General features: G+C 64.6%; 9 protein-coding genes. 5 read left to right on the plus strand and 4 right to left on the minus strand.

Annotated features, from left to right (window positions below):
- Nucleotides 1–394: 394 nt before the first annotated feature.
- Nucleotides 395–1,210, minus strand: coding sequence for an IclR family transcriptional regulator (locus C458_RS01315; RefSeq protein ID WP_008572526.1), 816 nt, complete (start codon nt 1,208–1,210; stop codon nt 395–397).
- Between the two features lie 399 nt (nt 1,211–1,609).
- Nucleotides 1,610–2,857, minus strand: coding sequence for a Zn-dependent hydrolase (locus C458_RS01320; RefSeq protein WP_008572529.1), 1,248 nt, complete (start codon nt 2,855–2,857; stop codon nt 1,610–1,612).
- 412 nt (nt 2,858–3,269) lie between these two features.
- Between C458_RS01320 and C458_RS01330 the strand changes: the two genes are divergently transcribed.
- Genes C458_RS01330 through C458_RS01345 form a run of 4 tightly spaced genes read left to right on the plus strand, consistent with a single transcriptional unit; the run spans nt 3,270 to nt 8,967 of the window.
- Nucleotides 3,270–4,943 carry an ABC transporter substrate-binding protein gene (locus C458_RS01330; RefSeq protein WP_008572531.1) on the plus strand — a complete coding sequence of 558 codons (1,674 nt, stop codon included), beginning with the start codon at nt 3,270–3,272 and terminating at the stop codon, nt 4,941–4,943.
- Nucleotides 4,944–4,958: 15 nt separating this feature from the next.
- Entirely contained in the window at nt 4,959–5,918 is a 960-nt protein-coding gene (locus C458_RS01335) for an ABC transporter permease (protein WP_004064568.1), read from the plus strand.
- Nucleotides 5,918–6,817, plus strand: a complete 900-nt coding sequence (locus C458_RS01340) for an ABC transporter permease (protein WP_008572536.1) — start codon at nt 5,918–5,920, stop codon at nt 6,815–6,817. The genes C458_RS01335 and C458_RS01340 overlap by 1 nt, the downstream gene beginning before the upstream one ends.
- Nucleotides 6,814–8,967: an ABC transporter ATP-binding protein gene (locus tag C458_RS01345; RefSeq protein WP_008572537.1), complete on the plus strand. Its 2,154-nt coding sequence runs from the start codon at nt 6,814–6,816 to the stop codon at nt 8,965–8,967. Before C458_RS01340 ends, C458_RS01345 begins: the two co-directional genes overlap by 4 nt.
- 39 nt (nt 8,968–9,006) lie before the next feature.
- Here C458_RS01345 and C458_RS01350 read toward each other — a convergent pair whose 3' ends face one another.
- Complete coding sequence (locus C458_RS01350; protein ID WP_008572539.1) at nt 9,007–9,696, minus strand: DUF1028 domain-containing protein; 690 nt, start codon at nt 9,694–9,696, stop codon at nt 9,007–9,009.
- Between the two features lie 368 nt (nt 9,697–10,064).
- On the opposite strand from C458_RS01350, the gene C458_RS01355 reads away from it, so the two are divergent.
- The gene (locus C458_RS01355; RefSeq protein WP_004043247.1) at nt 10,065–10,259 is read left to right on the plus strand and encodes a hypothetical protein; all 195 of its coding nucleotides are present in this window, start codon (nt 10,065–10,067) and stop codon (nt 10,257–10,259) included.
- A gap of 29 nt (nt 10,260–10,288) precedes the next feature.
- Here the strand turns inward: C458_RS01355 and C458_RS01360 are convergent, their stop codons facing one another.
- Complete coding sequence (locus tag C458_RS01360) at nt 10,289–10,885, minus strand: SprT-like domain-containing protein (RefSeq protein ID WP_008572545.1); 597 nt, start codon at nt 10,883–10,885, stop codon at nt 10,289–10,291.
- Between the last annotated feature and the right edge of the window lie 539 nt (nt 10,886–11,424).

Genomic DNA, 11,424 nt, shown 5'->3' on the forward strand with positions numbered 1-11,424 from the left:
TTTCGGAGACTAGCTGGAATCTCGTGTCTCGTCGAATATTCGTCGACTGATTATCTATTCGCGTTCTTATATAGTCAATACTGCGGGCTATCAGTTGTTGTCTCTGGACTCCTCGACGTTCCGCTCTCGCAACTTTTGGGGGCGTGTTGACCGTCCGATGGTCGAAAACGTCACTCTCGACTGACGGACGGCGTCGACGGTCCGAGTGCGGCTTCGACACCGCAGCGCCGAGATTTGAGAGCGGGGGAAGTCCTCGGCCCACCGCTCGTCCCATTTCGGGGTCTTCGACTCGACCGCGACGCGGTCGAGACCGCCGGTTCTCCGTTTGTGAACCGGACGGGAGGTGTCGACGTGAAGACGACTCCGGCGTGCTGTCCGGCGAGGACGCGACCGACTAACTGAACGTCGGGAAGTCGTCGTCGGACTCCTCCATGTTGACGTTGACCTCGATGACGTTGGCGGTGTTGACGACGCTCTCGATGAGTTGTTCGTGGTACTCGGGCTGTTTCATCCGGCGGACGGGCCCGGAGACGCTGATGGAGCCGAGGACGCGTCCGTGGCGGTTCGTTACCGGCGCGCCGATGGCTTGCAGGCCCTTGATTTCCTCCTCGTCGTTGAGCGAGTAGCCCCGGTCGCGAATCGTCTCCAACTCCTCGAAGAGCTCCTCGCGGGTCGTGATGGTCGCCTCGGTCTTGCCCGGCAGGCCGTACTGGTCGATAATCCACTCGACGCGCTCTTTGGGAAGGTGGGCGAGAATCGCCTTTCCGGTCGCCGAGAAGTGGAGGTAGTCGGCGCGCTGGAGCTTGTTCACCTGGTAGTCGCTCCCGACGGCCTTCTCGCCGCTCACCTTGTAGAGGTTGACGCCCAGCCCGTGCTGTTCGGTCGCTAAGTGGGCGTACTCGCCGGTCTTCTCCGCGAGCTCTTCGATTTCGGGCTTGCCGATGCGGTAGAGGATGTTCTGGTATCGGACGTACTCGCCCACGAGGAGGAACTGCAGCGACAGCCGGTAGGTGTCTCCTTCCTTCACGACGAACTTCTCGGCCCGCAGCGTGCTCAGGTAGTTGTAGACGACGCTCTTCGAGAGGTCGAGGTGGTTTGCCAACTCGGTCACTCGCGCGCCGTCTAGCTCTTCGAGCGCACGAACGACATCGAACGCACGAGACACCGTCTTCAGGGTCCGCGGCGAACCGGTCGTGTGTTCGTCTGCCATAGTCCAGTTCGAAGCTCCCGCGCCATAGATGTTTGTATTTGACGAACGTTCACTTTCGAGAGAACCGATAAATCGCACTGATTGCCGCAACGTAGCGCTATTTCGGGGTCAATAAAACTGAATTCGACCTTATCACGGGCTGAAACAGCGAACTCGACCGCTGATTAGTTCTGTTCTCATTCCACAAACGATTCGATGTGTTACGTGACTCGATTCGCCTCGAATTGTGTGAATAGCGGGTCTTCAGCGGCTCTACTCGGTGATTCGTGTTTCGCCCGAGCGAGCGGTTTCGACGACGCGGCCGTCGCGGAGATGCGAGAGTCACCGACTCGGACTCGCCAGTCGCAGCGGTCCATCGGAGCACGGAAACGAACACACAGTCGTCGTCCGGCGGCCTCGTCACTCGGTCGCGAGGTCTGCGAGCGCCCCGGCGAGCACGCGGGTCGCGTCGGCGCAGTCCGCCCAGTCGGTCCACTCGCGGGGGTTGTGGGAGATGCCGTCGCGGGAGGGGGCAAAGAGCAGCGCGGCGTCGGTGACGGCCGCGACGTGCATGGTGTCGTGGCCCGCCCCGGAGTGGAGGTCGAGGGTGTCGAGGTCGGCGTCGGCCCCTGCGTCGTGGAGCGCGGCGCGGCAGCGCTCGCTCATCTCGACGGGCTTGCGGTCCCACGGGTGCGAGAGCGCGGTTTCGACCGGGCGCTCGGCCCCGATGCGGTCGAGGCTCGCTTCCGCCTCGTCGATGACGTACTCGATGGAATCGTACGCCACGTCGCGGATATCGACGGTCAGATCGACTTTCCCGGCGATGACGTTGGGCGCGTTCGGTGAGACTTCGAGTTTGCCGACGGTTCCGACCGCGGTCTCCGAGACCTCGCCGCGCTCGTTCGTCGCGCGCTCCACGTCGAGGACGAACTCGCTGGCGGCGGCGAGCGCGTCCGACCGGTCGCCCATGAGCGTCGACCCGGCGTGGTCGGCCTCGCCCGTGATTTCGACGGCACAGCGCGAGAGGCCGACGATGCTCGTGACGACGCCGGCCGGGACCGCCGCGTCTTCGAGGCGTTCGGACTGCTCGATGTGGAGTTCTATCCACGCGTCCCAGTCGGCGGCGGCGACGCGCCCGTCGCCCCGGTAGCCGATGTCAGCGAGGGCGTCACCGAGCGGAATCCCGTCGTCGTCCTCGATATCGAGCGCCTCTTCGACGCCGAGTTCCCCGACGGCGACCGCCGACCCGATGAGGCCGCCGCCGAACCGCTGGCCCTCCTCCTCGGTGAAGTTGACGACCTCGACGGGGCGGACCGGCTCGACGCCGGCGTCCTGCATCGCGCGGACGCTCTCCAGCCCCGCGTAGACGCCGAGCGGGCCGTCGAAGATGCCGCCCTCGGGGACCGAATCGAGGTGGCTCCCCGTGGCGACGGGGGCCGCGTCGGGGTCCGCGCTCTCGGGTTCCCATCGGCCGACGATGTTGCCGACCTCGTCGATGGTGATGGAGAGACCGGCGTCCCGGAGGCGCTCGCAGAAGAACTCTCTCGCCCGCCGGTCCGCCTCGCTGCCGGTCAGGACCGTCCGCCCCCGACCCTCGTCCGTCGGGACGGCCCCGAACTCCGCGTTCGACTCGATGTCGCTGCGGAGTCGCTGCTGATTGACTCGCATGGTTCCCGGATTCGGGACTCACCCTATTTTATTGTTTGGAATTCGGTCACATGCATGACAGCACCGGTCAGTCGCGAACTCTCCGAAATCAGCATGCACGGTGCGCTGGATGTGGGTTCTCGGACTCTGCCCCAACCATGCCGCTCGAAGACGCCCATCGGCACGGCTCGGTCGCTCGCGACCGACCTGCGGGCCGTCGTCGGGTCGTCGATTTGGCCCGTCGCCTGTGAGGAGGTGGGTTGACGTTCTGGGAGTAATCCCGGACGTGACCGGGAGGAATTGGTCATTCCACAGTTCCCTCTCGTCCGGCGCTCGAAATGGTATCTGGTGTTACACCTCTCTCGTCTCGATATGATGGTCGTACTCACACAACCACAATTTTTATCACACAGTAGCGGATTTGAGGGTCTGTATGCAAGAGAATGGCAAGGGGAGCGACTCCTCCGACAGCACCGGCGACGGCACGCGTCGCAGTCGGTTCGACCGCCGCACTTTCCTCGGGGCGGCGGCGACGACCGGCGCGGCGGCGCTCGCCGGGTGTACGGGCGGCGGTTCAGACGACAGCACGACCGCAGACTCGGGCACTTCGGGCGGAAGCGACGACACCGAAAGCACCGAGACGACCGCCGCGAGCGGCGGGAAGCAGGGCGGTACGCTCCAGTGGGGCGGCGCGGTGCCGGTGCAGGGTCTCGACCCGCACATCGACACCTCCGCGGCCTCGAAGCGCGTTCTGGAGAACATCTACGAGGAAGTCGTCGCGCTGCAGGACGACTACTCCATCGAACCGCACCTCGCGGAGTCGATGGAGCAGTCCGACGACAACACGGTTCTGACGTTCAACCTCCGGCAGGGCGTCACCTTCCACAACGGCAAGGAGATGACCTCCGAGGACGTGCTGGCGAGCTACGAGCGCGTCCAGAACGGCGACTACCTCGCCACCGGCTTCTTCGACTACGTCGAGGAGCTTCGCGCCCCCGACGACTACACCTTCGAAGTCCAACTCACCGAACCCTTCGCGCCGTTCCTCGCGAAGATGGCGACGGCGGAACTGTCGGTCATGCCCGCCGAGAACGCCGAGAAGGACATGGTCGAAGAACCCATCGGGACCGGTCCGTACGTGTTCGAGAGCCGCGAAATCGAGACCTCGTTCACGATGTCGCGCAACGAGGACTACTGGGGTGCGTCCGACGAGGACGGCCCGTTCATCGACACCATCGTCAAAAGCGAGGTGCCGGACCCGAGCGTCCGCCTCCAATCGTTCCTCGCCGGCGAGTACGACTTCATCAACGGCATCGCGCCGAAGGACGTCTCTCGCGTCGAGCAGGCCCCCGACGTTCGATTCGAGAAGCAGTTCCCGAAATCGCTCGTCTACCTCGGTCTGAACTGCGACGTGGCCCCGTTCGACAACAAGGACGCCCGCCTCGCGCTCGACTACACCATCGACAAGGAGAAGGTCGCTGAAGCGGCGCTCTACGGCACCGGCCAGACCACCGCGTCCCCGGCGACGCCCGGCAGCCCGTGGGTCAACCCGGACATCGAACCGCGCCCGCGTGACCTCGAGAAGGCCCAAGAGCACCTCGACGCCGCCGGCATGTCCGACGGATTCACGGCGACGTTCAAGATTCCGCAGTCCTACCCGACGCAGGTGCAGGCCGCGGAGGTCATCGCCGCCGACGCCGCCGAGGTCGGCATCAACCTCGAAATCCAGCAGATTACGTGGAGCACGTGGCTCTCGGACGTCTACTCCAACCGAGACTTCCAGGCGACGACGAGTTCCTACCTCGCGCTCTGGTACCCCGACGTATCGTTCTACAAGTTCCTGCACCCCAACGGGGCGTTCTTCTTCACTAACTGGGAGAACGACGAGTACAACGCGCTCGTCGAGGAGGCGCGCACCATCTACGACGAACAGGAGCGCGCCGAACTCTACCACCAGGCGACGGAGATTCTCCACGAGGAGCGCGCGGGTCACCTCTTCCTGTGGTGGCAGCCGAGTCTCTACGGGGCCGCCTCGCAGTACAAAGGCGACATCGGCGCGCCCGACGGGTCGACGCTCCAGTTCGGAGACAACTGGCTCGACCGCTAACAGAGATTCCACACAATGTCGATGTACAACTACGTCGTTCGGCGCGTCGGGTTCATGGCGGTGACGCTGTTTTTCGTCACGCTCATCGCCTTCGCCGTCACCAACATCCTGCCCGGTGACGTGGCCCTGCTCATCTTGGGCCCCAACGCGACCGAACAATCGCTCGAAGCGCTCCAAACCCAACTGGGACTCAACCGCCCGCTGTACGTGCAGTACATCGACTGGGTCGTCGGGCTCCTCCAGGGGAACATGGGCGAATCGCTCCGGTTCGGTGAGCCCGTGGCACAGCTCATCGCCGAGCGGCTTCCCCGGTCGATGATGCTCGCGGTCGCCGCGACGCTCGTCGCCGTCGTGCTGTCGGTTCCGCTCGGCGTCTACGCCGCCGTCAACCAGAACGAAGCGCCCGACGTGAGCGCCTCGATGTTCGCCTTCGTCGGCATCTCGATGCCGATTTTCCTGTGGGGATTGGTGTTCATCCTGGTGTTCGCCGTCTGGCTGAACCTCTTTCCGACCGGGGGGTACGTCTCCCCGAGCGAGGACCTCGTCGGGTCGCTGACGCGACTCGTCCTCCCCGCGGGGGCGATGGGCTTCGCGCTCACCGCCTACATCATGCGGATGACCCGGTCGTCGATGCTGGAGGTGCTCAGCGAGGAGTACATCAATCTCGCGCGTGCGAAGGGGATGAGCCAGCGGGTCATCGTCCTCAGACACGCGCTCAAGAACGCAATCATCCCCGTCATCACCGTCATCGCGTTCCAGTTCAGCTACGCGTTCGGCGGGGTCGTCGTGTTAGAAGAGGTGTTCTTCTGGCCCGGCATCGGTCGGCTGACGCTGACCGCGATTCAGAGCCGCGACATCCCCCTGATTCAGGGGTGCATCCTCGTGGTCGCACTCATCTACATGTTCTCGAACTTCGCCGCAGACCTGCTGTACGCGTACTTCGACCCCCGTATCCGCTACGGAGGTGACGACTGATGGCGACCGAACGGGAGACCGACCGCGGTCGCTTCACCGTCACGCAGTCACAGCGCGACCGCATCGCCCGGTTCGTTCGGAAGTTCCGAAGCAACACGAAAGCGATGCTCGGCTTCTCCATCGTGGTGCTGCTCGTGCTCGTCGCCATCTTCGCGCCGGTTATCGCGCCGTACCCCATCGACGCGACGAACATCGAAGACCGCTCGCAGGCCCCGTCGGTCGAACACCCGTTCGGCACCGACGACCTCGGCCGCGACATCTTCAGCCGCGTCGTCATGGGGAGCCGAATCTCGCTGTACGTCGGCTTCGGCGCTATCTCCGGCGCGCTCGCGGTCGGCGCGGTCGTCGGCGTCGTCGCCGGCTACGCCGGCGGGCTAACCGACGAGATACTGATGCGCGTCATGGACGCCGCGATGGCGTTCCCGCCCGTGTTGCTCGCGCTCACGCTCCTGGTCGTGCTTGGCCCGGACTTGAGCAACGTCATCATCGCGCTGGCGTTCGTCTACACGCCGTACATCGCCCGCGTCTCGCGGAGCGCGGCGCTGGCCGAACGCAACGAGGCGTACGTCGAGGCCGCCGTCGCCCGCGGCGAGAGCGACTCGCGAATCGTCTTCAGCGAGGTGTTCCCGAACTGCATGGCTCCCATGCTGGTGCAGGGTTCGCTGAACGTCTCCTTCGCCATCCTCGCGGAGGCGAGCCTGTCGTTCCTCGGCCTCGGCGCGCAGCCGCCGCGGCCGTCGTGGGGGCTGATGATTAACACCGGTCGCGGCTTCATGGAGACCGCGCCGTGGATGTTGTTGTTCCCCGCGTTGGCTATCGGCATCGCCGTCGTCGGGTTCAATATGCTCGGCGACGGACTGCGCGACGTGCTCGACCCCAAAGTGGAGGCGATAGAATGAGCGCACCCAGTACCGCGACCGACGGCGAGGCCGACGACGGCCCGCTGCTCGACGTGCGCGGACTCAGAACCGAGTTCCGCACCGAGGGCGGCCCCATCGTCGCCTCCAACGAGGTGTCGTTCTCGCTCGACCGCGGCGAGACCATGGGTCTCGTCGGTGAATCGGGCGCGGGCAAGTCCGTGACGGCGCGGTCGCTCATGCGACTCATCGACTCGCCCGGCGAAATCACGGGCGGACAGGTCGTCTTCGACGGGGAAGACCTCCTCCAGAAGACGGACGCCGAGATGCGCGACATCCGCGGCAACCGCATCGCGATGATTCCGCAGGACCCGATGTCGTCGCTCAACCCGGTGATGACCGTCGGCGAGCAGATTACGGAGACGATTCGCCGCCATCAGGACGTCACGAAATCCGAGGCGCGTCGCCTCGCGGTCGAGTCGATGGACGACGTCGGCATTCCCGACGCCGAAGAGCGCATCGACGACTACCCCCACGAGTTCTCCGGGGGGATGCGCCAGCGCGTCCTCGTCGCCATCGGTTTCTCCTGCGAGCCGGACCTCATCATCGCCGACGAGCCGACCACCGCGCTCGACGTGACGACGCAGGCGAAGATTCTCGACCTGCTCAACGAGATGCAGGAGCGCGAGGGGACGGCCGTACTGATGATCACCCACAACCTCGGCGTCGTCGCCCAGACGTGCGACCACGTCGGCGTGATGTACGCCGGCAACCTCGTGGAGACGGCCGAACTCGACGACCTGTTCGACCGCCCGCGACACCCCTACACCCGCGCGCTCATCGACTCCATCCCGGAGGTCGACACCGACTACGACGAACTGCCGACGCTCGACGGCGCGATGCCCGACCTCGGGAACCTCCCGAGCGGCTGTAACTTCGCGCCGCGGTGTCCGCACGCCACCGAGGCGTGTCGGACCGGCGGCGACCCGTCGCTCGACGCCGTCGGCGACGACTCCTCGCGCGCGGCGTGTCTGCACGCCGACGACCTCGACCTCTCGGAGAGCACGGTCCCCGAAGCCGGGACCGGCCGCCGCGACATCGACCGGAGCGGCGAGCCGCTGTTCGAGGTTCGGAACCTGAAGAAGTACTTCGACGCCGGCGAGGGCATCTTCGGCAACGTCCACCTCTCGTGGGAGGGCGGCGGTCTGCCGACCGTCGAACGCCGGCACGTCAAGGCCGTCGACGACGTGAGCTTCGACGTCTACCCCGGCGAGACCGTCGGGCTCGTCGGCGAGTCCGGCTGTGGCAAGTCCACGGTCGCTCGCACCGCGCTCCGGCTCCTCGAACCGACCGACGGCGAGGTGTACTTCGAGGGACAGCCGCTCCACGAGCTCGGTTCCTCGGAGATTCGGAGTCTGCGCCGCGAGATGCAGATGATATTCCAGGACCCCCAGAGCTCGCTCAATCCGCGGAAGACCGTCGGCCAAATCGTCGGGCGCGCGATGGAGAAACACGGCATCGCCACCGGCGAGGAAAAGCGCGAGCGCGTGGGCGACCTGCTCGAACGGGTCGGCCTGTCGCGGGCCGCCGCGAGCAAGTACCCCCACGAGTTCTCCGGGGGCCAACAACAGCGCGTCGCCATCGCGCACGCGCTCGCGGTCGAACCGAAGCTCATCGTCTGCGACGAGCCCGTCTCCGCGCTCGACGTGAGCGTGCAGGCGCAGATTCTCAACCTCCTGAACGAGATTCAGGACGACGAGAACATCTCGTTCCTGTTCATCTCGCACAACATCGGCGTCATCCGGCACATCTGCGACCGCGTGGCCGTGATGTACCTCGGGAAGATAGCGGAGTTCGGGAGCATCGAGCAGGTGTTCTCGCCGCCGTTCCACCCCTACACGGAGAGCCTCCTGTCGGCGGTCCCCCACGCGAACCCGGACCGCGAGACGGACCGCATCCTCCTCGAAGGGAGCGTCCCGAGCCCCATCAACCCGCCGTCGGGCTGTCCGTTCCAGACGCGCTGTCCGAAGAAAATCGGCGACGTCTGCGAGCAAGAGTTCCCGGAACTCGAAGCCGTGGACGGCGGCGACCACTACATCTCCTGTCACCTCTCCGAAGAGGAGATGAGCCAGCGCGACTCGTTTATCACGCCGTCGAAGCGCGCGGAGACCAGCCCGGCCGACTCGGACTGACGCCGCCCGCGCGGTCACTTTTTTAGCGCCGCAGTCGACTCAGTACTTGACGCCGAACTCCAGAATCTCGTCTGGGTAGTCACCGAACTGCGCGTCCGTCTCTCGTCGAATCCGGGCTTTCGCGCGCCGCGCCTCCGCGAGCAGATCGCGCAGGTCGGCCACCGGTTCGTCGGAGAGGTCCACGCGGAGGTTGTGGTAGAACTCCGGCGTCGGCGCGTGGACGAGCAGCGCGGCGCTCAGCTCGCCGCGGTCGTCGCCGCCCGCCGCCTCGCCGGCTTCGAGCGCCGAGACGAGTCGCTCGGCCATGTCGCCGTCGGCGGCCTCGTAGGCTTCGGCGGTCGCCTCGACGACACTCTCCCCGGCGAGCATATTGCCCGCAACGGTGTAGTCGTCGCCGACGCGGTGGCCGGCCCACGAGACGCACTCGCCGCCGGTGAAGGCGAACTCGCCGCCCGAGCCGACGCCGTGGACTTGTCGGTAGGCGGCGTGGTCGTCGTCGTCGAGGAGCGATTCGAAGGCGCCGTCGATGCGCTCGCCGGCTTCCGCGCGGGCGACCGCGTCGCGGCCGTGTTCGGGCTTCGTGTACGACTGCGTGACCGCCGCGCCGCCGGCGCTCACGTAGGGGCAGGTCGCGCCGACGGCGACGGTGCCGGTCGTCACCGCCGCGCCGTAGACGTTCGCCTCGGTGTCGCGCGCCGCTATCGAGAAGGTTCCTGGGACGTGTCGCATGGGTTCGATACTGGTTTCCGGTCACGCTCGCGCGGTAAATACTCTCCTCTCGCAGCGCGTGGTAACGGTGGCGGCCTCCCGATTCCGTCGGGTTCGAGTCCCTTCTCGCTTCTCACAGACTACGTAGTATTTCTGATAAACACCAATTCTTAGTAAAATCATTTCTTAGCTACGACCTATTTCAACTCGAATATTCTACTATCTGCCTCAAATATTTGCATTGTTTTCATATATTTATTTTATTGCCACACTCTAACTCTCTTGTCTTCAATGGCTACGTAGTATTCGTGAACTCAGCAATACCGCTGTCTCTCACGAGACGACAGTCGCCTCCAACGCTTATGTTGTCGCGGTGGCAAAATCGACGTATGAGACTCGGCATCGGTCGAACCGGCGTGGTGATTCTCGTCGCGCTGTTCGTCATCCTCGGCGCGGAGGACGTGTACGTTTGGGCTATCGCCGGGACCGTTCCCGGCGTCGAGTTCTTCTTGGCGCTCGTGTTCGTCCTCGCGGTCGCCTTCGTGGCGATTCGGGAGGCGCGGGCGCACCCGCCGAGCCGATAGTCGCTCGCGGGGCGGGCGACTCCCGCCTGCTACTCCTGCCGTTTTCGACAGTGTAGCGGCGCTTCGCAACACGCGGAGCGATAGGCCGACGACTCGCGGACCAGTTTACACTCGCGGTAGCGGTAGGCCGCGTCAGCGCCGCAGACCTCGCAAGAGAGGATGTACTTCGGCTCCGCGAACCGGCGGACGCGAACCGGGGCGTCGACCGCCTCGGCGCGGCGTTTGAACGCCGGTCCGTGGTCGGTCGCGCCGAACGCCTGAAACTGCTCGACGTGGACGAGTTCGTGCCGGAGCGTCGCGGACCACTCCTCGCGGTCGAACGACTCGAACGCCCGCCACGACAGCGACATCGTGCATTCGGGCGGCGTCGACTCCCCGACCCCGTTCGCCCGTGTACTCCAGTCGATAGCCCTCCCGACGCTGGCGTTCTCGATAGTCGGGGTCTTCACTGCGGCCGCGCGACGTTTCGCCCGCGTGGACACTTCCCAGCAGACGGGGCCGAGCATCACGTCGAGACCGTGCGCTGCGACCGCGCGCGTGCAGTACGCCCGAGACCACCGAATCAACCCCTCGTGACTCTCGACTGCGTCGTACGTTTCGGCCGCCCGCTTCGTTCCGTGGGTCACGCTCAGGTTCGCCGTTCGAAACCGACGGTCATGGCTGTTTCGCCTCCGCTGAGCGTTCTGTTGACGCTGGCTTGGTCTCGCAGTGACCACGGCCTTCGCTGAGGTCTCGCGGGGGGCGGTTGCCAGCCTTCTCCTTGCCGAGGCTGTGTTCGCGAAATGTGGGTTTCGAGGTTAATACGTCAACTTTCACATTTCGATGCATACCTACCTTCGAAAGTAAGATATTTGAGATATTTGCTGGGCTGATATTTCGATTCTACCTCCGAAACCCGTGGCTCTGAGAACGAACCACTAACGAGCGACGCCTGTTTTCTTGGTATCGAAGACTTGCTCGACCGGTCGGTGAGTTCGAGTTGCGACTTACCCTTGTAGACTGTCAGTTGTTACTACCTATCTGACTGTGAGTCTTTTTTGGCTAGTCGAGCAGTAGCCTTCATAACTGAATATCTGAACGATATTCGTGATTAAGATTTCACTGTCGATGTCAACCGCCAGTACCGGACAGGCTGGCACATCTTCACGGTATATTATTGTCTAAA

Origin of the sequence: Haloferax sp. ATCC BAA-644 (assembly GCF_000336975.1) — an archaeon.
In the GTDB taxonomy this organism is placed as follows: Archaea; Halobacteriota; Halobacteria; order Halobacteriales; family Haloferacaceae; genus Haloferax; species Haloferax volcanii.

Bases quoted from the DNA above. Each gene is read 5' to 3' on its own strand.
- C458_RS01320 (WP_008572529.1), bottom strand. From the start codon at position 2,857: ATGCGAGTCAATCAGCAGCGACTCCGCAGCGACATCGAGTCGAACGCG.
- C458_RS01315 (WP_008572526.1), bottom strand. From the start codon at position 1,210: ATGGCAGACGAACACACGACCGGTTCGCCGCGGACCCTGAAGACGGTG.
- C458_RS01330 (WP_008572531.1), top strand. From the start codon at position 3,270: ATGCAAGAGAATGGCAAGGGGAGCGACTCCTCCGACAGCACCGGCGAC.
- C458_RS01340 (WP_008572536.1), top strand. From the start codon at position 5,918: ATGGCGACCGAACGGGAGACCGACCGCGGTCGCTTCACCGTCACGCAG.
- C458_RS01355 (WP_004043247.1), top strand. From the start codon at position 10,065: ATGAGACTCGGCATCGGTCGAACCGGCGTGGTGATTCTCGTCGCGCTG.
- C458_RS01345 (WP_008572537.1), top strand. From the start codon at position 6,814: ATGAGCGCACCCAGTACCGCGACCGACGGCGAGGCCGACGACGGCCCG.
- C458_RS01350 (WP_008572539.1), bottom strand. From the start codon at position 9,696: ATGCGACACGTCCCAGGAACCTTCTCGATAGCGGCGCGCGACACCGAG.
- C458_RS01335 (WP_004064568.1), top strand. From the start codon at position 4,959: ATGTCGATGTACAACTACGTCGTTCGGCGCGTCGGGTTCATGGCGGTG.